The sequence below is a fragment of the Micromonospora sp. NPDC049580 genome, from assembly GCF_040675595.1.
In the GTDB taxonomy this organism is placed as follows: Bacteria; Actinomycetota; Actinomycetes; order Mycobacteriales; family Micromonosporaceae; genus Micromonospora.
Genome location: NZ_JBFAPG010000049.1, coordinates 1 through 21,829, shown reverse-complemented (window position 1 = coordinate 21,829; position 21,829 = coordinate 1). Strand labels below are relative to the sequence as shown.

The window sequence follows — 21,829 nt, the reverse complement described above, 5'->3', positions numbered from 1 at the left end:
ACTTCCGATCTCCGGATTCTGGCAGTGGTGGTGGCCGCGGCCGCGCCGCGGCGCGCCGAGGCGCGGCACGTCGTACGCGTCGCGCGGCCCGTTTCCCACCGTTAAGCAGTCGGGGGCGCCCCCGCAGGACGCCCCCGATCAACTCGGCCTCACGCTGCTACGGCGTCCGGCGGCGAAGACGGAACGCTGCGGCGAGGCCGAGTGCCGAGCCCACCAGCAGGCCGGCCAGCCCGCCGATGACCAGCCCGTCGCCTGAGCCGAGCTCGGAGGAGTGGGCCACCGGGTCCAGGGCGGGATCGATGGTCGTCGTGGTGGGATCAGGCGCCGGAGGGGGGTGGTGGTCGGCGGCGCCGGGGTAGCAAGCGCCGGCGGCGAGGGCGTGCTGGACGGCGTCACCGTGGGTGTCGGCGTGTTGAAGAGCGAGGGCTCGTTGACCAGCCGGACGTAGCCGTAGCCGGCGATCTCGAGCTTCCAGCGGCCGGTCGGCCTCACCCAATCTTCGGTGATGAGGGCGTTGCTGGGGAGGCCGGTGCCGGTCAGCTCCTCGCCTCGCTGCTTCACCAGCTTGTACTGGCGGGCCTCGTCGGTCGCGTTCTTGATTCGGAGAGTGACCTTGTAGGGGCTCGGCCGGCAGCCGATGATTAGGTTGAAGGCGGCCGCCGTGGTGCGGCATGCCGTAAGGGCGTCGGGGGAAACTGAGGCGGAGGCGACGACCACGCCTCCGACCGTGACGTCCACGCTGTAGCCGCCGATCGTCTCCCGGACGATGCTGCCGCCGGCAGGGACGGCGAACACCGGGGGATAGGGAGACCCAGTGTCGTTGGTGATGGTGGCTTCAATGTCGGCCGCGCGTGGTTCGTGACCGTCCAGTACACCCAGGTCGTGCTGTATGCGGGTTCATAGCAGGGGACGAGACCGTCACGTCCCTGCAGCCGCCTGAGCCGGGGCCGGGGCCGCGGCGAGGCCGGCGAGGGCCAACACCAAGGCCGCGCCGGCGAGGACTCTGAACAGGATCTGCCTCACGCTCCTCCACGAAGAGTGAAGATGACCCGGGCCGTCCAGGTCCGCGTGCGCAACCGCCACATAGCGGTGTGGGGTCGACTCGACGCGCAGGGTATGCGTGAGGTCGGAGAGAGTCGCTACGAGGTCCTCGCACCCTCTGGGCTCGAGCTGCTCGGGCGGTGAGGGTCCCAGCCTGTTAGCCGCCCGGAGCGCCGGCATCGGGAGATGCCCTCGCGGCGGCGCATGTGCGGTGTGCGAGCGCGGCCGTCACCACCTTTACGGCCGATGCTGTTTGAGGTTGAGCAGGGCCGCATCAGCTGCACGACCCGGCGTCCTGCACGACATCGCGCATGCCGTCGGCGTGCCATTGGCCCACCTAGCCCAAACGGCCTGTAGAGACAGCCCTCAGCTAGTGGGCATCGCAGCAGACCAAGGACGGTGCCGGCGGCCAGTAAGCAGACGTCGGTTGAACGCTAGACGCGCCGAAGCACGCAGACGACCTTGCCTAGGATGACCGCGTGTTCGGCGGGGATCACCTTGTGGAGTGGATTTCGCGGGACCAGCTCGACGCGACCGTCGCGGGTCCGGTAGGCCTTGACCGTCGCCTCTCCCTCGATCATGGCGGCGACGATGTTGCCATTCTCGGCGATCGCCTGCTGGCGCACGACGACGACGTCGCCATCGCAGATTGCCGCCTCGATCATGGAGTCGCCCTTAACCATCAGTGCGAACAACGTGCCGTGCCCTACCAGGGCGCGAGGCAGCGCCAGCTCGTCCTCCACGTGTTCCTCGGCGAGGATCGGGGCACCAGCAGCGATAGTGCCAAGCACCGGAACTTTGACACCTGGCTCGTCTGCTCCGTTCGATGTTGTGCCAACCTGCGCCCTGCGGATGTCAACCGCCCTGGACGCGTTTGGCTCACGACGCAGGAGGCCGCGCCGTTCCAGCATGTTCAAGTGGTGCGCCACTGACGAGGGGGAGCCAAGCCCGACTGCCGCGCCGATCTCGCGCACCGTGGGTGGGTAGCCGTGCCGCTGGATCCAATCGCGTATCACAGTCAGAATGCGCTGCTGCTTGGCACTGATGTGGGGCGGTTCGGCCTCGGCCCCATCGGAGGTTGTCATCCACGGACAATACAACGGATATTGGAACACGCGTGCTAACACCTCGGCAGGGGTTCAGTGTTCGACGCCGGCTGCCGCGCTGGGCCTGGGGCCGGGCCCCGACCAGATGATCGAGAGCCTGCCTGCGTGGTCCCAAGTCAGCTCAGTCGCAGCAGGAAGTCGGCCCACGCCTGCTTCGCGGTGGCCGCCTTACCGTGGGCGGTGGTAATCTGCGCCGCGAACCAAGGGCCGAGCGCTGCGGCGAGGCTGCTGTTTCTGGTCATCGGGGTCAATCGGCTGCGGGTGATGGCGCCCGATGCTTAGTTCGAGCCGCTGCCGCCGTTCTTGCATCAACTGGCCGAACTAGTGGCTGCCGACCTGCCCGCCCATCCGTCGCCCGCTCGGGCACCATCGACCAGCGTGCTGCAGTGGCATCGAGCGAGCGCGCGACCCAAAACCTTGCGGCAGTGGGGCATCATGCCCAGCGTGGAACCGTACCCTGAGGACAGCGACCGAAGGCAAGGGCTCGCGAAGTCCGCCGAGATGGCCATTTCGTTCGTGCCCGTGGCGGGCAGCGCCCTCCAGGTCGCCTTCAATGAATTCGCTGGCCGGCGCCTTGCCGACAGGCGCACACGCTGGCTGAACGACCTCGCTGTGAAGGTGCACGAGCTCGAAGATCAGGTCGGTGACTTCGCAAAGCTCACCAGCGAGGACGCGTTCATGGATGCGCTGACCACCGCCGCGCAGATCGCCGACCGCACCTCACGTGCCGATAAGCTCGAGGTGCTGCGCAACGCGGTCGTCAACTCTGTGATGCCCGACGCGCCGGACGTCGACACGCAGCAGCTCTTCTTCGACATGATCGACCGGTTCACCCCGACTCACGTGCGAATGCTTAAGCTGCTCTCCGATCCGCCTGGCTGGTTCGAGCGTCACGGAATCCCTCAGCCGAACATCTCTATGGGCCCGAAGTCCGCCATCATTGAAGCCGGTATGCCGGAGCTTGCCGGCCGTCGGGATCTGATCGACCGGTATGCCGGGGCGCTCACCAATGCTGGCCTGGTCAACCAGTCGTTCAGCGGGATCATGTCGGCGAACGGACTGTGGGGTCCGGCGACGACTCCCCTCGGCGTCGAGTTCCTGGCGTTCGTTGCCGACCCCGAGAGCAAGGTTGACTAGCCGCTCATGCCTGTACGGAAGCTACCGAATCTCTCACCGACCAGGGTGGTCGAACTACAGGACGCTCTCTTGGCCAACGCCGATCGGCTCCTGACCTCGGCACTCGTCTTGCTCGATGTTGGCAACGTCGGGCTCGCGCGGTCGCTGGCCATCCTCGCCATGGAGGAATCTGGAAAGGCTATCGCCATCCACGAACGGCGCGTAGAGATGGCCTACGCGCCGGAGGGCGAGCCGTTCGTGAACACCCGACTGGAGAACCTGTGGGCGAGCCACCAAGAGAAGCTGGACCTGGTCCACAGCTTTCTTGCCGAGGAGCGGTACTGGTTCGGCGCTGAGCCCGCAGACCCAGAGAGCAACCTTGCCTACCTGGGAACCATCAAACGGTGGACTCGGCGGCATGACAAGCTGAAGCAGCGCGGCTTCTATGTAGACCTCGACAGAGCGGGGGGCGTACTCGAACCTACCGGGGTCTCCGATCCAGAGCCTCTGGTCGATGTTATCAGTCACGTGCATCAGATCGGCTGGCAGCTCCGGCTGGGCGAGCACATCGAGGCCAAGCAGCAGGCCGAAGGAGCACGAGGCGCTCCGCCCATGACGGAGGACGAGATCGAGGAGAGGCGGAGGTTGTACTCCGGCATACCCGGCCTGGCCTTTGATGAGGAGTTCTACGACTCCATGCGGCAAGGCCGTGAAGGCCGGAAGCTGAACAACGAAGGCTACCGACTTCACTTGCCAGAGCCCGGGAGCAACCCTTTCGCTAACCTCGGCAAGCCAGGCTACGAAGCCCAAGCGCGGGAGCTAATGCCGTTGTTGTTCGACGACCCGGACCGCCGGGAGAGCAATTGAGCACGGAAAGCCTCGCCATCATCGGGGCCTGACAGGCATGGTTGGTGCTCTGACCGGAGTCGTCTCACTGCCTGGCAAATCCTCGTCCACCGACGCTCAGGCCGCCTCGTCCCCGTGACGTCCGTGTGCGAAGCGAGGGCCTGCCGAGGTCGCTACCGTCCCAGCCCGTCGAGGAGATTACTGACCGTGGTGAACGGATACGGGCCGCCGACGTACGCGGCCGGGACCGGGTGACGGGTGACGAACATCGGGGCGATCTCGTAGGCGTCGCCCGGCGCGGGGGCGGGCAGCTTCAGCGCATCGGCCACTTGCTGCGCGTGGGCCTTCAGGTCCTCGTACTTGCGGCCTAGCTGCGTCGCGTAGCACGGCTTGCTGCGGTCGAGGTAGAAGTAGTCGAGGTGGCGGCGGATCTCGGGAACAGCGTACAGCTCGGCAGGGTCCTTGATCTCCAGCAGCCAGACCGTGCGGGAGTTGGCGCAGCCGGCGAGGACGTCGATCTCGCCAGACAGTGAGGGGACACCCAGCGGCTTGGGTTTCTTGACCCGTTCGAGGACGGTGTAGCCGGCTTGGCGCAGCATCGCGGCGACCTCGCTTTCCAGCCGCGTGTTGCGCCGGTTCCGGTACGCGCCGAGCGCGGCATTGACCTTGTCGGGTGGAGTCGGCTGGCTCCACGGCAGCTGCCCCTGCATCAGGTGGTTCAAATAGATTTGGGCAGAGGCATGACACAGGTGCGGCGCGACGAGCAGCGTGCCGTCCGGGGTTTGGACGACGGGCTGGATCAGGACCCGGCGGTGGCGGCTGCGCACCTGCCAGGGCTTCCAGTCAATCGCCTGGAACGCGGTCGTGGTACTGGTGACCAGACCCAGCGCGGTCCCGCAGCGCGAGACCGCATTATCGTCGCCGGCCCACGGCGCCGATTCGCTCAGATACTGCAGCACGTTGTCACGGTCCGCGCGCGCGACGGGTGCGCCACCGGGGTCCTCCGGCCATCGCGCCAGCTGGATCAGGGTCGTCAGCAGGTCGGTTAGCGTGGCCCCATACCCGGACAGCATGGCCGCGTCCAGGTCCGGGTCGACCCCGGGGGTGTTCGCCTCGCCCTCTTCTTCCTTGTCTGTGGCGGCGTCGAGGGTCCCGTTGAGAAGTTCGCTCGCGCGAGCGGCCCGGAACGCGTCGACGTCGAAGTGGTAGACCTTGACGCCGGCCTGGCCGGCGGGATCGACCGGAGGAGCGTCGTCGAGTGTCGCGCTGACCTCATAGGTGTCCGAGATTGTCAGCGCGGTCGGGCTGACCTGGTGATACACCGCCTCGCTGCGGAGGGTCGCTTCCAGATAGGTGACAGCAGCCGCGATGATTTCCATCCAGGCCAGTTTGTCTACCGGATCGGTTCCCCTCGGCTGCTCGCGCAGCGTGGCCTCCACGGCCGTCTCGCAGCACATACGAAGGGTCAGCAGCCGCGCCTCCTCGGTCTGGAACTTGGTCTCTGGGTCCCAGTTCAGGGTCATCTGCTGGGCTCGGCGCAATTCCGGGGTCGTGCGGAGTTTGGCGGACACGACACGGGCGAGCTGGCGCATCCCGACCAGCAGGAGCTGCTCGGTCGGGTGCCGACGCAGCAACGTGGTGAGCTGGCCCAGGGCTGTCGGGGCGAGCACGGTCCGGTCGAGGTCGTTGGCCTGGCTGCCGCGGTAGGTTCCCGGCCGGGTGCCGGTCGCCTTGATCGCCCGTGCGACCTCATAGTCCGCGGCCGAGCGCAGTGCCGTGCTAAGTGGCCACGGCTGCGGGAGCTCGCCGATGGCGGCCGCAGAGCCGTCGATCTCAATGACTAGCGTCGGGCTCGCCGCCGACCAGGCGTCACGGATCTGCCGGGCCGCGTCGCTACCGGCCCCGGCCGCCTCGACGGCCTGCTGCATCATCTTTGCCAGCGCCTCACGGCCTGCCTCGGCATCGTGATCGAGGTGCTGCGCGAAGGGCTCCGCATCCACGGTCAAGTGACAGGTCACCAAACCGTCTCCGTGCGGCGTTGGGCCTGCTGCCAGTACCAGCGCATCGCCGGCGTCGGCGTCGCCCTCGGGCCTCAGGCTCATGTCGATCCGGTACGCGCGGACACCTGTGCCCGCGTGCGCGCCTACCCACGTGTCGCCGATCTGGTCGAGGCCGAACGCAATCGCACCCGCGAGTTTGTACACCAGCTCACCTGCTGGCGTCATGCCCTCGGGCCGCAGACAGCGAATCGCGACCGGGACCTCGCCGGTGTGCACGATCCAGCCTGTGGGGACTGTCTCCGCAGCGGTCTTACCCGTGCGCTGCGGATCGCCCGTGGCCAGGGGTGGGTAGAGGTGGTACACAGTGGGCGGCCCGGCGTTCGGGTCCTCGACCGCGTCCCAGTCGTGCAGCGGCGGCAGCCCCACTGCGGCCAGTGCACGTTCGAGATCGGCGCGCTCGCTACTGCGGTCCCACTCGGCATCGCCGGCGTGCGGCTCGAACATCATTGCGGTTGGGGTGACGGCACCCCGGCGCAGCGTCTTGCGGTCCTGGCGCCACCACTCCCAGATGTTGATCGCCTCCCAGGCGAACATGCGCGGCCGGTTCTGGGCCGCCAGCTCGCGCAGGAACAGCAGCAGATCGATGTCGTGTTCCGCCGTCGACGCGGCCCATTCAAGATCGTCTAGAGACATGGCGGGCAGCCCAGGCTGCTGCGGTGCCACGACGTGCCCCGCTCCAGCGAGCACAAGCAGCGGGACGATCTCCGTACCCGCGGGAACGCTGACCTGGCCCTCGGGCATCTTGATGACGATCGGCCGATCAGGATGCCGGGCAGCGCTGGCCGCGGCCCGCACCGCCGCTGTCTGTGACAGCTGCGCGTCGGACGAGGACGGATCGAGAACGGCGACGACCTGAACCGCGATAACCCGCCTAGGCCCGCAGTAGGCGAGCCACTGCACGACGTCGCCGGACGAGACCCGGGGCCCATCCGTGAGGTCGGGGGCTCCGACCACGCCGTCTTCGCCCACGAACCGCCGCAGCGCCCGGCGCACACGGTCCGCCGCCAGCTGCGCGAACCGCGTCACAACGGTCGGATCCTCGGCGGCCCGGATCGCCAGCTGGCCGACACCGAAGCCCGTGATCTCCGGAATGTAGGCGAGTGGCAACCAGAACTTGCAGGCCGATGTGCCGGCCGTGGGCAGGTCCACCGCGAGGTAGCGGTCGAACGTGCTGGCCGGATGCGTCAGGTCGAATGGCAACTCGGTGGGATGCGGCGCGGTGACCCAGGCCGTTGCCGCTCGCATCGATGCGGAATCCTGCAGGCCGGGTGGCAAGGGCGCCGTAAGCAGGGTTCCGGCGGCAGCGAACTCCTGATCCGTCAGTGCGGGTGGTATTCCGCTGGACACGTCGCTGGCGGACGGGCCGCCTTCGGGCCATGACGGTGCCATCACGGAGATCGCGTGGTCGGCGCGCCGCAGCGCAAGCTCGACGTAGTGCTTGATCCCGAACCCGAGCGCCGGCACCAGCACTGTGTCGGCGGCCTGCGCCACCATCTCCCACCGTGCCACGTCGGCGACCGGCCGCTCCACCATTCCTGGGAACAGGCGCACCGTAGCCGAGCCGACCCGGGTGAGGACGACATCACGGGGGTCCTTCGGCAGGAAGTCCTCCCGCATCGGGATCCGCGGCTCCTCGTGTACCGCACCGCCCAGCAGTCCCGTTAGCTCGGCCGGGCCAACTGCGCGGGGGCCAGGTCGAGCATTGCGCAGCGCGGAGTTGAGTAGGTAGGCAACCGAGGTCCATCGGTGCCGCAGGCCAGGACTGGACGCCGCCGCGGTCAGCACCTGCAGCAGCGAGTCGCGATCGCGAGAGGAGAGACGCCGGCTTACGGTCACCGGGGCCGTCTTGCCCCGTTTCTGCTTGCCCACTCGTACGATCCTTCCCGCGCGCATTCACGTGCGACCGCCTCTTCACGGGCACGTGAGCGTAACAATGCGTAGGCGCGGCCGTCGTCCCAGTTTCCCGGCCACCGCGCGGGGGGAACCGCCGCACCCTGCCAGCTGGCCCCGTGGCCCCGTGAGCACGATGAGCCGTCAGGGCGTGATGCCTCGCGTGCCCGCCCGGGCGACGCGACCACGGTTCGTCGCCAAGCTCCGGTCGCCGTTCGACGATCCTCGACGCGACCAGACCTTGTCCTGCACGATCACACCACCGCGTCCTCCTCAGCTCCGCCATCTGGCTCGGGACATACGCTCATCGGCACGTTCAGATACCAGCGATCGGCGCTGACGTCACGTTCGGTGACGAGCGTTGCGGCAGAAGCTTGCACGGCATCATTCCTCGCCGTGATTAGGAATGGCATGCCATGAGCATGTTGCCCGAAGCCGGCGGTTAGGATCGGCGGCCGAGCACTTGCCGATACCACGAGGAGCGCCAAAATGGCGTGGTTCCGCCGGGCCAAGACGAGCGACGAGCGGACGGCGATCGGCGCGGGGCGCCGGCGATCGACAGCTCACGGGAACCTGTACGCCGACGATCCGGTGGACGCCGGGCAGGACCGGCTCGACCGCGGACGGCTGGCCGATCAGCTGACGCGTTCCGTCGTGGCCGTATCGGAGCAGTCGGATAGCGCAGTCGTTGCACTTGTCGGGCCGTGGGGGAGCGGCAAGTCGAGCCTCTTGCTTGGCATCGAGGAGCGGCTGCGGACGGGCGGGTGGTATCTCGCCCGGCACAATCCGTGGATGTACTCGTCGTATGACAGCGCGGTCGCGGGGTTCTTCGCCGAGATTCGCGACGCGGTGCCCGACGAGGTCATGGGTCCGGACCGGCGCCAGACGCTAAGTGAGTGGGTCGACCGACTTGCCCCGGCGGGTGCCATAGGCTCGTTAGCCGGCGTCGACGCCACTGGCGTCGTCACGGCGACTGCGGCGCTCATCAAGGGTGATCGAAGCCCCGAGCGGCTCCGGAAGAGCACCGCGGAGGCGCTGGCCGCACTGGACCAGCCGTTGCTGGTGATTCTCGACGATCTGGATCGGCTGCAACCTGATGAACTGCTGCTGACGTTCAAGCTGGTCAGGCTGATCGGTCGGCTACCGAATCTCTACTACCTGCTCGCCTACGACGAGGAGACGCTATCGGAGGTACTTCAGCACACCCAGCTGATCGGCGCGGACCCGGGGCGTGCGCGGCAGTACCTGGAGAAGATGGTGCAGGTGCGGCTCGACATCCCGCCGCTGCTCGAGGACCAGAGGATCGGTCTGGTCGACCAGGGCATCGACGGCATCTGCGCAGCCCACGGCATCCAACTTGGGCCGGCCGACCAGGAGCGCCTCGGGGCGGCATGGTCGGACTGCCTTGTGCTGTACCTCGACCAGCCCCGTGCCGTCAAACGCTTGTTCACTCAGGTCGACGCGTTCTGGCTGGAGGTCGACGGGGAAGTCGACTTCGTCGACTTCCTGTTGATGACGTTTCTACGCACCTTCGAGCGCGACGTCTACGACTTGGTCGTTGACTCCAGGGTCGAGCTACTTGGCTCCACGCTCTCGGCCAGCCGAGGGACAGAGACGAACGCCGAGCGGTGGAACCGCTGGAAGCAACTGATCAGCGAGCAGGGCAGACCGCGGCACCCCGACGGCATCGCCGCGCTCCTCGCCGTGCTGTTTTTGTACCTCCGCGGCGCCCAAGAGAACTCTTCCTACTCCTCTGAGTTCCGCGAGGACGTGCGGCGGCGGCGCGGCGTGGACAGCGAGGAGTTCTTCGATCGCTACATTCAGGCTGGCGTGCCAGCCGGTGACCTACCGGACAAACTGGTTGCGGCCGCCGCTGCTGAGCTGCGCAACGACGAGGCTGGCCCTGCGCTAGAGCAGTTCCAGGCATGGCTCGACAAGGACGCTGCCAAGGCCGTGCAGAAACTCTCGCGGGCCGAGGAGCAGGAGCCCCTGCCCGCCGATTCGGCCCTCGCCTTGCTGGGTCGGAACTATCTTGCCTCTGCGCAGCAGCGGTCGGGATTCTTTGCCCTATCCGCTGATAGGCAGGTCTTGAGGACCGCGCTGCGCATCTTCGATCGAGAGGGTGCCGCAAATATAGGTACGCTGGCCGCCCGCGGGCCCTCAGAGCTTGCCCTCGCTGCGGATTTACTCAGGAAGGCTAAGCGTAACGCTTCCACCGCGAGGCATGAATGGTTGGCGGACGCGACCGGTGTCGTGTCGGCCGCACTCGAGGCGCACCTGCGAGCAGCGTCGACGCGAAAGCTACATAAGGCGTCGGACATCGCCCGGTATGCCTACGCCTTCCGGGATTTGCGCGGCCGCGAGAGCGCCCACACACTCCTGTGGGAACTGCTCGAGTCCCCGGAGTGGACACTGGAAGACCTGCTCGCAACGCTCGTACCGGTCGGGCAGACCAGCAACGGCAGACGAACCTGGCAGACCCTGGGCGATCTGGAGACTGGCAACGTCGACGAGCTCCTTGGCCTTGAGCGGGTGCTCGCGGCGCTGCCCGAGACCGGTACGGAGGATGCGGACGAGTCCGATGTCTCGTTCGAGAACCGCAGACGCCTTGCGCTGCGGACGATGGAGCGCCTACGCGCTGGTCGTGGCGATCCCGCCGAAGAACAGCGTGCGACATAGCGCACGACGAGATTGACCTGGTCAGGCGGCCTAACCGTCGAATCATTGACCACCGCAAAATTAGCTACACCTCATTCGTCGTCGCGCATGGACGGCTCACCAGGTGCGAGCTCGGTGCGGGTGGGAGAACATCGACAACCCCGAGGCATCGGCACGGGTGACCGCATCCCGCGCGTATGCCGCAGCGCGGAGCACACCTGGCGCCGCGCGTGCAGCCGAATCGTCACACCGCTAGGAAAGGTGCGGGGCAGGCCGGACGCAGCCTCGGTGGCCCAATTTCATGAGAAGACTCGAGAGATGGCCCAAGTTATCGAGAATGGCCCAGGTCAAGTGAGAAACGACACGACGACACGCTAGCCCACCCGGTCGACTCCCGGGTGCCGCCCAAACCCCTTCGATAATGCACATTATGTAAAGTAAGTCGGGTTGCCGGGTCCCCTCGTAGTCCTCAGTCGCGGGTCAGGCCCGGCGGGCAGGCATCCTCATCGGGTTGGACGAGGCGCGCGTTGACCAGCGGGTTGCGATGCAGGCCCCCGAGCACGAGCGCGCTGCCGCCGATGTCGGTCCAGGTGTCGTCCCACAAGGCGGAGACAAGCCAGGAGCGATCCGCCGGAAAGAACAGATCGGGCAGCGCCCCGCCGCCGCGCATGTGACCGGTCCGCCAAGTGAGCGCCTGATCCGGCCCGGCCTGCACCAACACGTAAGGCCAGCCGCAGTAGAGCGACACCCGCGGAGCGCACGGAAAGACGACGTCGTGGGCGCCGGTGTCGAGAAAGCCCAGCCACCAGGGCTGGTCCGGGGTGCACGCCGTCAGTTCGTCGATGACGGCGTGTTCGTGTGCGTCGAAGCCGACACCGTCGGGCGGGTGGAAGGTGGCGTACGCGTCGAACACCGGCGGGATCGCGGCGGTGACCGAGTGACCCGGTGTCGTGTGCCCGGCGAGCCAGGCGACGTCGCTGGCCGTGCCGATCCGCCAACTCCGCCCGTCCTTGCTGACGTCCAGGGGCACTGTCCACGCCGTTGCGCCTCCCGCATCGCCGCCCACGGAGGCTGGGGACGCATGTGGAGCCCACCCGGGGCGACCTGCGACCCGCCACAGGTGCCCCTCGGAACAGGCCAGGCCTATCGGTCCGTCCGCGTCCCTGTACACGGCGGGCACGCCTTGTCGACCGCAGGTGGGACAGGTGGCGGCGGACGACGTCATGCCACGCAGGGTACGTGGCTGTCGACCAACCCCAGCCCGTTCTCGCGGTGGGCCGGGCTGCGGCGCCTGCCGGCCATGTGTGGCCAGCCTGGATAAGGTCCGCCTCTCCCCTCGCTCACCCTTCCCGGGAACGCGAAAATGCTGCATAATATCCCTTATGCATGACAAAAAGGACGAATCGCTCGGGGTGCTGATCGAGGAGTTCCTGACCGCCCGGGCGACCCGCAAGCCCTCCCCGCACACCCTGGCGGCCTACCGGCGGGACCTGTACACGGTGGCCGCGCTGGTGGCCGAGGATGACGTCACTCCCCTCCCCCTCGACGCGCTGTCGATCATCGACCTCTCCCCCCGCGTGCTGCGGGCGGCCTTCGCCCGGTTCGCCGCGCCCCGGGCGCCCGCGTCGGTGCACCGCGCCTGGTCCACCTGGAACAGCTTCTTCACGTTCCTGGTCACCGATCAGGTGGTGGCGGGCAATCCGATGCCGGCGGTCGGTCGGCCCCGGGCGCTGCTCCCCCAGCCGAAGCCGTTGCGGGGCGCGGACACCCCCGAGGTGCTGCTCGCGTCGGTCGCCCGCGACGACGGACGGCAGCGTGATCCGTGGCCGGAGCGGGATGTGGCGGTGGTGGCGGTGGCGTTGTGCGCAGGGCTGCGCCTGTCGGAGTTGTTGGCGCTGCGGGTCGGTTCGCTGGCGGGTCGGCCGGGTGAGCGGCGGATCGAGGTCGCCGGCAAGGGCGGGCGTCCGCGGGTGGTGCCGATCGAGGCCGACCTGGACCGGGTGGTGGCGGACTACCTGGACAGTCGCCGTCGGCGTTTCGGGTCGCGGTCGGTACGCCCCGACTCGGCGTTGCTGGTGGACCGGCACGGTGAGCCGCTGCGCCGTGGTGGGCTGCAGTATCTGGTGGAGTCGTGTTATCGGCGGGCAGGGATCGGTGACCGGGTGCCGCGTGGGGCGCGGTTGCACGCGTTGCGGCACACGTTCGCGACCCGGTTGGCGGAGGACGGGGCGAGCGCGGCGGAGATCATGCGGTTGCTGGGGCATGCGTCGTTGGCGTCGTCGCAGACCTACATCGAGGTGACGGCCGGGCAGCAGCGTGATGCGATCCGTGCCAGCCGCACCAACCGGGCGTTGGGGGCTCTGGCCCCGGTGCGGGGCGCCACACGGTGACCAGGGTCAGCTGGCGCAGGCCGGGAGGTCAGCCGAGGTCGACCAGCAGGGGCCGGTGGTCGGAGATGGTGGACGGTGGTGCGGTGACGGCCCGTACGGGTGGGAGCTGGTTGAGGGCGTGCCGGTCGGCGAGGACGTGGTCGAGTTGGACGCGGGGCTGCCCGGAGGGGTAGGTGGGGAGTCGGCCCAGGGGGCGCCAGCCGGAGATGAACCGGGCCGGGCCGGCGGGCAGGTTGAGGTCGCCGAGCAGGACGCGGGGGCCGGGTAGCGCGCGGAGGGCGCGCACGGTCTGGCGGAGTTGGCGGGCGTTCCAGCCGGGCACGAACGACAGGTGGGTCGCGGCGGCGGTGAGGGGGCCGTGTGGGGTGTCGAGGACGGCGGCGAGGACGACGCGGGGTTCGTCGTGCAGCAGGATGAGGCCGCCGCCGGGGCCGGGGACGTAGACCGGTGAGCGGACGGGGGCGGGCTTGAGTCGGGTGACGTGCCAGCTGCGTACGGGGTGGCGGCTGATGAGGCCGATGCCGTAGCAGGGTTCGCCGTGGCCGTCGTCGTCGTGGCGCAGGGGGCGGAACTGTTCGCCGGGGGTGCCGACGACGGCGGCCGCGAAGCGGTGGTGTGGCGCGTCGAGGGCTCGGGCGGCGATGGCGGTGAGGTCGAGGTTGCCGCTGCGGTGTTGGTCGCGGTCGACCTCCTGCAGGGCGAGGACGTCGGCGTCGAGGGCGCGGACGGCGGCGGCGAGTCGGTCGGGGTTGACGAGCCCGTCGGTCAGGGATCGTCCGTGCAGCAGGTTGAAGGTGGCCAGGCGCACTCCTGCACCCTACGTCCCCGTGGCAGGGTTGCCGTGTGGTGAAGGTGCTGCTGTGTTCGATGCTGGTGTTCGTGGCGGTTGGCATGTTGGGGGTGTGGTTGCGGCGTTCGCGGGGTCGTTGACGGGTGAGGCTGGCCACTTCGGGCGTCGGTGGGTCGGGTGGGGTGGGGAGAATTGCCGCCCGTGGACGTCGTATCGCTGAGTACGTTGCTGGTCGCCGCCGCGATGGCCGGGTGGGTGGACGCCGTGGTCGGCGGTGGTGGGCTGCTGTTGTTGCCGGCGTTGCTGGTGGCCGCGCCGGGGTTGCCGGTGGCCACGGCGTTGGGCACGAACAAGTTGGCGGCGATCTTCGGTACGGCGACGGCGGCGGCGACGTACGCGCGGCGGACGAAGCTCGACTGGCGGGTGGTGGGGCCGGCGGCGGGGCTGGCGGTGTTCAGCGCGGGGGTGGGTGCGGCACTGGCCGGGGCGGTGCCGGCGTCGGCGTACCGGCCGGTGGTGTTGGTGGTGTTGGTGGCGGTGGCGGTGTTCGTGCTGCTGCGTCCACGCCTGGGGGTGGTGGCGGTGCCGGCGCGGCGGACGCCGGCGCGGGTCGCGGTGGCGATCGGCGTGGCCGGGTTGGGCATCGCCCTGTACGACGGGTTGATCGGTCCGGGTACGGGCACGTTCCTGGTGTTGGCGTTCACGGCGCTGATCGGTGCGGACTTCGTGCACGGGTCGGCGATGGCGAAGGTGGTCAACGCGGGCACGAACCTGGGTGCGTTGGTGGTGTTCGGGGTGACCGGGCACGTGTGGTGGTTGCTGGGCGCGGGGATGGCGGTGTGCAACATCGCGGGCGCGGTGCTGGGTGCGCGGATGGCGTTGCGCCGTGGTTCGGGTTTCGTGCGGGTGGTGCTGCTGGTGGTGGTGCTGGCGTTGGTCGCGAAGTTGGGTCACGACCAGTGGGTGGCCCGCTGACGGAGGCGGGTGGGCCCGCCCTAGGCGCGGCGGCTGGGTGAGTCGAAGCGGCCGGCGCGGATCTCGCGCAGGGCCCGGCGGCGGGTGTCGCCGCGCAGGGTGTCGACGTAGAGGGTGCCACGCAGGTGGTCGGTTTCGTGTTGCAGGGCGCGGGCGAGGAAACCGGTGCCGCTGATGGTGAGCGGTTCGCCGTGCTGGTCGACGCCGTGGGCGGTGGCGTGCAGGGCCCGTACGGTCGGGAAGTACAGCCCGGGGATGGACAGGCAGCCTTCCTCGTCGTCCTGGAGTTCGTCGGACAGTTCCAGGGTGGGGTTGATGAGGTGGCCGCGGTGTCCGTCGGCGTCGTAGACGAACACCTGGGCGCTGACGCCGATCTGCGGTGCGGCGACGCCGGCGCGGCCGGGCTCGCCGAGCAGGGTGTCCATGAGGTCGGTGACCAGGGCGCGTAGCTCGGCGTCGAAGGTGGTGACCGGCTCGCATTCGGTGCGCAGGACGGGGTCGCCGATGATCCGGATGGGCCGCATGGTCATGCGGGTCAGCGTATCGCCGTCGGTGGTGGGGTCAGCGTCCGGCCAGGGTGGCGCGGATGGGGGTGGTCTTCGCGGCGGCTTCGGCGACCTCGGCGGCGGGGTCGCTGTCCCAGGTGATGCCGCCGCCGGCCCAGGTGTGCAGCAACTCGCCGTCGGCGGCGGCGGTGCGGATGGTCAGGCCGAGGTCGACGCGGCCGGGTGCGACCCAGCCCAGCGCGCCCATGCTGGCGCCGCGGCCGACGGGTTCGAGGTCGGCGATGTGGGTCAGGGCGGCGAGTTTCGGTGCGCCGGTGACGGAGCCGCCGGGGCAGGTGGCGCGCAGCAGGTCGGCGAGGCCGAGGCCGTCGGCTGCGGTGGCCCGTACGGTCGACTCGGCCTGCCACAGGTCGCACCAGCGGCGCACGGTGAACAGGTCGTCGACGGTGACGGTGCCGGTGCGGGCGATGCGGGCGAGGTCGTTGCGTTCCAGGTCGACGATCATGATGTGTTCGGCGCGTTCCTTGGCGCTTCTGAGTAGTTCGGCGCGGCCGGCGGCGGTGGCGGGGCGGGTGCCCTTGATGGGTCGGGTGATCAGGTGCCCGTCGCGGACCTCGATGAGGGTTTCCGGGGAGGCGCAGCCGATGGCCCAGTCGTCGCCGGTGAGGACGCCGCCGTAGCGGGCGCCGGGCAGCGCGCCGAGGCGGAGCAGGGCGGGCAGCGGGTCGCCGGTGTAGGGGGCGGCGGCGTGGCCGACGAGGTTGGCCTGGTAGACGTCGCCGCGGCCGATGGCGGCGCGGATGGCGTCGACGGCGGCGGCGTGCTGCTCGGGTGTCCAGCTGTCGGTCCAGTCGCCGAGCCACCAGGGTGTCGCCGCGCGGGCGGGGGCGCGTCGGGTGGGGCCGTGGTCGTAGACGACGACGGCGAGGTCGGGCAGGGCCGGGGCGGGTTCGGGCGCCGCGGTGGGGGCGCCGGCCAGGTGTGCTCCGGCGGCGGCGGACAGGTAGAGCGCGGCGCCGCAGGCCCCGGTGTCGTGGTGGGTGGGGGTGGGTCGGGTGAGGTCGCGCAGGTTCAGGCCGTGCGCGGCGAGGAACTCCTCGGCGAGGGCGGCGGGGTCGCCGCCGTCGGTGCGGCGCCAGTGCAGGCGGGCGCGTTCAGCGAGCGTGTCGCGACAGGCGGTGGGCGCGGCCGGCACATCGACCAGCACCTGTGGGAGCGTTTCCACGCCGTATGGTCCGACCTTCCTCATCCGTTCAGTGGATTTCCCGTACGCCAGGCCGGCACCTGCTCGATGCTGGACACTTTCGCTTGGTACTGTGCGTCACTGGTCATGTGAACCATGACACAGTGCCCCCACAGTCCGGAGAACCCGATGTGCCAGCACCAACCGACCTGCCCCTTAGCTGAAGCCACCGACCGGGAAGCCGCCCGGGTCCTCGCCTGCTTCCCTGAGCAGGGCTGGAGCCTGCTCTGCAACGGTGTCATCGTCTTCGAGGACACCGGCGAGTTGCTCCCCGACGGCAGCAGCATCGCACCGCACCGCGGCCCCGCCCGCCACGCTCTCGTGGCCTGAACGACCACCCAGCGTAACCACACCGCCGCCGTCGACCCAGGCTAGTCCCCCGGTACGGGACGTCTCCGCCCAGGTCGCGGCGCAGCCGGGGCGGCCAGAACCGCCCGCCCCGGCCCGCCGACGTCAGTCCTCGAACGCCTCCGGCGACGGGCACGAGCAGACCAGGTTCCGGTCCCCGTAGGCGCCGTCGATGCGCCGCACCGGCGGCCAGTACTTCCCCGCCCGGTCGGTCCCGCCCGGGTACGCGCCCACCGACCGCGGGTACGGGTGCGGCCACTCGTCGCCGCTGACCATCGCCGCGGTGTGCGGCGCGTTCGCCAGGGGGTTGTCCCCCGCCGGCCACTGCCCCGACCCCACCTGCTCGATCTCCGCCCGGATCGCGATCATCGCGTCGCAGAACCGGTCCAGCTCGGCCAGGTCCTCGCTCTCGGTCGGCTCCACCATCAGCGTCCCGGCGACGGGGAACGACATCGTCGGCGCGTGGAAGCCGTAGTCGATGAGCCGCTTCGCCACGTCGTCGACGCTCACGCCGGTGGCCTTCGTCAACGGCCGCAGGTCGAGGATGCACTCGTGCGCCACCAGGCCCTTGTTGCCGGCGTACAGCACGCCGAAGTGCCCGCGCAGCCGCGCCGCCACGTAGTTCGCGGCGAGGACGGCCACGCCGGTCGCCCGGGTCAGGCCCTCGGCGCCCATCATCCGCAGGTACGCCCACGGGATCGGCAGGATCCCCGCCGATCCGTACTTCGCCGCCGAGATCGCCGGGGTGGCGTCGGCGTGCGCGCCGAGCGGGTCACCGGGCAGGAACGGCGCCAGGTGCGCGCGCACCGCCACCGGACCCACGCCGGGGCCACCGCCGCCGTGCGGGATGCAGAACGTCTTGTGCAGGTTCAGGTGCGACACGTCCGCGCCGAACGTGCCCGGCTTGGCGAACCCGACGAGGGCGTTGAGGTTCGCCCCGTCGACGTACACCTGACCGCCGGCGTCGTGGACCTTCGCGCACAGCGACGCGATGCCCGTCTCGTACACGCCGTGCGTCGACGGGTACGTCACCATGATCGCGGCGAGCGCGTCCCGGTGCTTGTCGATCTTCGCGTCCAGGTCGACGAGGTCGACGTTGCCGTCGTCGTCGCAGGCCACCACGACGACCCGCATGCCGGCCATCACCGCCGACGCGGCGTTGGTGCCGTGCGCCGACGACGGGATCAGGCACACGTCGCGGTGGGTTTCACCCCGCGACGCGTGGTAGGAGCGGATGGCCAGCAGGCCGGCCAGCTCACCCTGGGAGCCGGCGTTGGGCTGCACGCTGACCGCGTCGTAGCCGGTCACCTCGGCCAGCCACGACTCCAGCTGCCCGATCATCTCCCGGTACCCGGCGGTCTGGTCGTCCGGCGCGAACGGGTGGATGTGCGCGAACTCCGCCCAGCTGACCGGCTCCATCTCGGTGGTCGCGTTCAACTTCATCGTGCACGACCCGAGGGGGATCATGCCCCGGTCCAGGGCGTAGTCGAAGTCCGACAGCCGCCGCAGGTAGCGCAGCATCGCCGTCTCCGAGTGGTGGCTGCGGAACACCGGGTGGGTCAGGAAGTCCGAGGTCCGGGCCAGGTCGACCGGCAGGGCCGCGTCGGCGTCGCCGTCGAACGCGTCCACACCGAACGCCGCCCACACCGCGCGCAGGTGCGCGTCGGTGGTCGTCTCGTCGCAGGACATGCCCACCCGGTCGGCGTCGACCAGCCGCAGGTTCACCCCACGCTCGGCCGCCGCCGCCGCGACGACAGACGCCGCGCCGCCCGGCACGCGGGCGGTGATCGTGTCGAAGAACGCGACGTCCGCGACGTCGACGCCGCCGGCGCGCAGCCCGGCCGCGAGCCGCGCCGCCATGGCGTGGGTACGCGCCGCGATGGCGCGCAGCCCGTCCGGGCCGTGGTAGACGGCGTACATGCCGGCCATCACGGCGAGCAGCACCTGCGCGGTGCAGATGTTGCTGGTCGCCTTCTCCCGCCGGATGTGCTGCTCGCGGGTCTGCAACGCCAGCCGGTACGCCGGGTTGCCGTCCGCGTCGCGGGACACCCCGACCAGGCGCCCGGGCAGCATCCGCTCCAGGCCCGAGCGGACCGCCAGGTAGCCGGCATGCGGCCCACCGAAGCCCATGGGTACGCCGAAACGCTGGGTGGTGCCGGCGGCGATGTCCGCGCCGATCTCCCCCGGCGCGCGCAGCAGCGTCAACGCCAGCAGGTCCGCGGCGACGGTCACCAGGGCCCCGACCGCGTGGGCCGCCTCGACGAGCCGCGCGTGGTCCCGCACCGCCCCGGACGCGCCCGGGTACTGCAGGTGCAGTCCGAAGAACTCCGCCGGCAACTCGTCGCGCTCGACGTCGAGGACCCGCACGTCGATGCCGAGGGGCACCGCCCGGCTGGTGATCACCGCGATGGTCTGCGGCAGGGCGTCGGCGTCGACGACGTACACCCCGCTCTTGCTCTTGGACGCGCGCCGCGCCAGGGTCATGGCCTCCGCGGCGGCGGTGCCCTCGTCGAGCATGGAGGCGTTCGCGGTGGCCAGGCCGGTCAGGTCGGTGACCATCGTCTGGAAGTTCAGCAGCGCCTCGAGGCGGCCCTGGCTGATCTCCGGCTGGTACGGCGTGTACGCCGTGTACCAGGCCGGGTCCTCCAGGACGTTGCGGCGGATCACCGCCGGGGTGTGCGTGCCGTGGTAGCCCAGGCCGATCATGGAGACGGCGACGGTGTTGCGGGCCGCGAGGGCCCGCAACTCGGCGATCGCCTCGGCCTCGGTGGCGGGATCGGGCAGGTCGAGGGTGCCGTGCCAGCGGATCACCTCGGGGATCGCGGCGTCCATCAGCTCGTCGATCGAGTCGTGCCCGACGACCTCCAGCATCCGACGCTCATCGTCGGGGCCGGGACCGATGTGACGGGTGGCGAACTGCTCTACGGACATCAGGGGCGCTCCCGGGCGAGGTCGACGGATCGGCCTCCCCCTCTGTCGCGCCCGCACAGCGCTCCACAGTGCCTGCCCACGAGGTCCTTTTGCCTGAGAGGTTCCGGGGAGGATTTGCCCCTTCGGCGCCGCCCCTGCTGCTGTCGGGCGGTCTCTCCCACGTGGGTGGTACCGGCATGGTCAACGCTACCAGCGCCGGTGTTTCCGGCAGATGTCCTACCCCTTGAACGTCACACGCCGGCCGGCGCGGCCAGCGGCGCGGCCCCGCCGACGACCCGGTCGGCCAGCACCGGCAGCAGCGCCCCCAACGGCGCGTCGACGCACACCGTGGCGTACCCGTCACCCCGGGTCGGCCCCTGGTTGACGATCGCGACCGGAATGCCGTGTTTCGCGGCCCGGATCACGAACCGGCGCCCCGACATGACCGTCAACGACGACCCGAGCACCACCACCGCCCGCGCCTGCTCCACCAGCGCGAAACACCGCGCCACCCGCTCGGGCGGCACCGTCTCGCCGAAGAACACCACGTCCGGTTTCAGCATCCCCGTCCCGCAGATCCCGCAGTCCACCGGCCGGAATCCGGCCACCTGCTCGTCGGGGAGATCCACATCACCGTCCGGGTTGACGGCGGCGACGCGGGCCACGAAGTCCGGGTTGGCCTCGCGCAGCCGCCGGTCCACCTCCTCCCGGGAGGTCAGGTTGCCGCAGTCCAGGCAGACCACCTCGTCGAGACGGCCGTGCAACTCGACCACCCGGTCGCTGCCGGCGGCGCCGTGCAACCCGTCGACGTTCTGCGTGATCACCGCGTCGACCAGGCCGGCGCGTTGCAGCCGCGCCACCGCGCGGTGCCCGTCGTTCGGCGCCGCTCGCGCGATCAACCGCCACCCCAGGTGGCTGCGCGCCCAGTACCGCCGCCGGGCGAGGGGATCCCGGGTGAACGCCTGGAAGGTCATCGGGGTGTGCCGGCGGGCCACCCCGCTGGGTCCCCGATAGTCCGGGATACCCGACTCGGTGGACAGGCCCGCCCCGCTGAGCACCACCACCCCACCACCGGCCACCAGCGAGGTCAACGCCTCCAGGCTCTTCGTCACCCCTTCATGCTGCCTCAGCGCACCCGCCGACGCCGAACACCCGGCAACGGTCACGTGGCGGCGGTCACGTGGCGGCGGTCACGTGGCGGTGCCGCACACCCGCTCGACGGCCAGCCCGTCGCCGTCTACACCGCGACGACGTCAGCGACGACGCAGGCGATGTTGTCCGGCGCCCCCGCGTCCCGCGCCGCGGCGACCAGGTCCCGCACCGCGTGTTCCGGATCGGCGGCCGCGCTCAGCGTCGAGAACAGGGCGGCCCGGTCGACGACCGCCCACAGTCCGTCGGAGCACAGCAGGTACCGGTCACCGGGCAGCGCCGCCCGCAGCGCCAGGTCGGCCTCGACCTGCTGACCGCCGCCCAGCGCGCGCACCAGCAGCGCCCGCTGGGGGTGCGCGCCCGCCTCGTCGCGGTCGAGGCGGCCCTGATCCACCTGGGCCTGCACCCACGTGTGGTCCTGCGTCAACAGGGACAGCTCACCGTCGCGCAGGAGGTACGCCCGGGTGTCACCGACGTGCACCAGCGCCAGGTGGGTGCCGCTGCGCAGCAGCGCGGTCAGCGTGGTGGCCGGCTGGTGGTCGTCGGTCGCCAATTCGCGTACGACCCGGTCGGCGTCGGTGACCGCCCCCGCCAGCGTCGTCAGCAGGTCGACGGCCGGCCCGTCGGTGAGATCCAACGCGGTGAGGGCGTCGACGGCGGCGGCGCTGGCGGCCCCGCCGCCGGGCCCTCGCACCCCGTCGGCGACGGCCAGCAACCGGCAGGTGATCCACGAGGAGGCTGGCGAGCCGGGCGGTCACCGCGTACTGGCGGCAGGTGTCGGTCGACACCGCGGCTCGCGCC

General features: G+C 70.1%; 17 protein-coding genes, 1 pseudogene and 1 riboswitch. Of the genes and pseudogenes, 6 read left to right on the top strand and 12 right to left on the bottom strand.

Features of this window, described 5'->3' with window-relative positions:
• Positions 1-138: 138 nt before the first annotated feature.
• From AB0J68_RS07045 to AB0J68_RS07035, 3 genes are all read right to left on the bottom strand, one after another.
• The gene (locus AB0J68_RS07045) at positions 139-795 is read right to left on the bottom strand and encodes a hypothetical protein (RefSeq protein ID WP_363936793.1); all 657 of its coding nucleotides are present in this window, start codon (positions 793-795) and stop codon (positions 139-141) included.
• 680 nt (positions 796-1,475) lie between these two features.
• Positions 1,476-2,126, bottom strand: a complete 651-nt coding sequence (gene lexA, locus AB0J68_RS07040) for a transcriptional repressor LexA (protein ID WP_363936790.1) — start codon at positions 2,124-2,126, stop codon at positions 1,476-1,478.
• 137 nt (positions 2,127-2,263) lie between these two features.
• The gene (locus tag AB0J68_RS07035; RefSeq protein WP_363936787.1) at positions 2,264-2,389 is read right to left on the bottom strand and encodes a hypothetical protein; all 126 of its coding nucleotides are present in this window, start codon (positions 2,387-2,389) and stop codon (positions 2,264-2,266) included.
• A 136-nt stretch (positions 2,390-2,525) separates the two neighbouring features.
• Between AB0J68_RS07035 and AB0J68_RS07030 the strand changes: the two genes are divergently transcribed.
• Positions 2,526-3,284: a hypothetical protein gene (locus AB0J68_RS07030; RefSeq protein ID WP_363936784.1), complete on the top strand. Its 759-nt coding sequence runs from the start codon at positions 2,526-2,528 to the stop codon at positions 3,282-3,284.
• A 6-nt stretch (positions 3,285-3,290) separates the two neighbouring features.
• Positions 3,291-4,130, top strand: coding sequence for an AbiV family abortive infection protein (locus AB0J68_RS07025; protein WP_363936781.1), 840 nt, complete (start codon positions 3,291-3,293; stop codon positions 4,128-4,130).
• Positions 4,131-4,282: 152 nt separating this feature from the next.
• Here the strand turns inward: AB0J68_RS07025 and AB0J68_RS07020 are convergent, their stop codons facing one another.
• Together AB0J68_RS07020 and AB0J68_RS07015 are read right to left on the bottom strand one after the other, a co-directional pair.
• Positions 4,283-8,038, bottom strand: a complete 3,756-nt coding sequence (locus AB0J68_RS07020; RefSeq protein ID WP_363936778.1) for a hypothetical protein — start codon at positions 8,036-8,038, stop codon at positions 4,283-4,285.
• A 275-nt stretch (positions 8,039-8,313) separates the two neighbouring features.
• Positions 8,314-8,472 (bottom strand): hypothetical protein, encoded by a 159-nt coding sequence (locus tag AB0J68_RS07015; protein WP_363936775.1) that lies wholly within the window; start codon positions 8,470-8,472, stop codon positions 8,314-8,316.
• A 76-nt stretch (positions 8,473-8,548) separates the two neighbouring features.
• On the opposite strand from AB0J68_RS07015, the gene AB0J68_RS07010 reads away from it, so the two are divergent.
• Positions 8,549-10,738 carry a P-loop NTPase fold protein gene (locus AB0J68_RS07010; protein ID WP_363936773.1) on the top strand — a complete coding sequence of 730 codons (2,190 nt, stop codon included), beginning with the start codon at positions 8,549-8,551 and terminating at the stop codon, positions 10,736-10,738.
• A 448-nt stretch (positions 10,739-11,186) separates the two neighbouring features.
• On the opposite strand, the gene AB0J68_RS07005 is transcribed toward AB0J68_RS07010, so the two are convergent.
• A complete protein-coding gene (locus AB0J68_RS07005; RefSeq protein WP_363936772.1) occupies positions 11,187-11,630 on the bottom strand; it encodes a hypothetical protein in 444 nt (147 codons plus the stop codon).
• A 469-nt stretch (positions 11,631-12,099) separates the two neighbouring features.
• On the opposite strand from AB0J68_RS07005, the gene AB0J68_RS07000 reads away from it, so the two are divergent.
• Positions 12,100-13,107 (top strand): tyrosine-type recombinase/integrase, encoded by a 1,008-nt coding sequence (locus AB0J68_RS07000; protein ID WP_363936769.1) that lies wholly within the window; start codon positions 12,100-12,102, stop codon positions 13,105-13,107.
• A gap of 28 nt (positions 13,108-13,135) precedes the next feature.
• On the opposite strand, the gene AB0J68_RS06995 is transcribed toward AB0J68_RS07000, so the two are convergent.
• Complete coding sequence (locus tag AB0J68_RS06995; RefSeq protein ID WP_354855303.1) at positions 13,136-13,915, bottom strand: endonuclease/exonuclease/phosphatase family protein; 780 nt, start codon at positions 13,913-13,915, stop codon at positions 13,136-13,138.
• 183 nt (positions 13,916-14,098) lie between these two features.
• Here AB0J68_RS06995 and AB0J68_RS06990 point away from each other — a divergent pair, with 183 nt between their 5' ends.
• Positions 14,099-14,872 (top strand): TSUP family transporter, encoded by a 774-nt coding sequence (locus AB0J68_RS06990; protein WP_354855304.1) that lies wholly within the window; start codon positions 14,099-14,101, stop codon positions 14,870-14,872.
• A 20-nt stretch (positions 14,873-14,892) separates the two neighbouring features.
• Here AB0J68_RS06990 and def read toward each other — a convergent pair whose 3' ends face one another.
• Both def and AB0J68_RS06980 read right to left on the bottom strand, forming a co-directional pair.
• Positions 14,893-15,402, bottom strand: coding sequence for a peptide deformylase (gene def, locus AB0J68_RS06985; RefSeq protein WP_354855305.1), 510 nt, complete (start codon positions 15,400-15,402; stop codon positions 14,893-14,895).
• A 31-nt stretch (positions 15,403-15,433) separates the two neighbouring features.
• Positions 15,434-16,654 (bottom strand): chorismate-binding protein, encoded by a 1,221-nt coding sequence (locus tag AB0J68_RS06980; protein ID WP_354855322.1) that lies wholly within the window; start codon positions 16,652-16,654, stop codon positions 15,434-15,436.
• A gap of 96 nt (positions 16,655-16,750) precedes the next feature.
• On the opposite strand from AB0J68_RS06980, the gene AB0J68_RS06975 reads away from it, so the two are divergent.
• Positions 16,751-16,951, top strand: a complete 201-nt coding sequence (locus AB0J68_RS06975) for a DUF5999 family protein (protein WP_234586185.1) — start codon at positions 16,751-16,753, stop codon at positions 16,949-16,951.
• 123 nt (positions 16,952-17,074) lie between these two features.
• On the opposite strand, the gene gcvP is transcribed toward AB0J68_RS06975, so the two are convergent.
• The 3 genes and pseudogenes from gcvP to AB0J68_RS06960 all read right to left on the bottom strand — a co-directional run.
• On the bottom strand, positions 17,075-19,900 hold the full coding sequence (gcvP, locus tag AB0J68_RS06970; protein WP_354855306.1) for an aminomethyl-transferring glycine dehydrogenase: 2,826 nt from the start codon (positions 19,898-19,900) through the stop codon (positions 17,075-17,077).
• Positions 19,901-19,971: 71 nt separating this feature from the next.
• A riboswitch (glycine riboswitch) is annotated at positions 19,972-20,070 on the bottom strand.
• Positions 20,071-20,130: 60 nt separating this feature from the next.
• Positions 20,131-20,991, bottom strand: coding sequence for an NAD-dependent protein deacetylase (locus AB0J68_RS06965; RefSeq protein ID WP_363936765.1), 861 nt, complete (start codon positions 20,989-20,991; stop codon positions 20,131-20,133).
• A gap of 125 nt (positions 20,992-21,116) precedes the next feature.
• Positions 21,117-21,764 (bottom strand): annotated as a pseudogene (locus AB0J68_RS06960) (protein phosphatase 2C domain-containing protein); the annotation flags it as partial.
• Between the last annotated feature and the right edge of the window lie 65 nt (positions 21,765-21,829).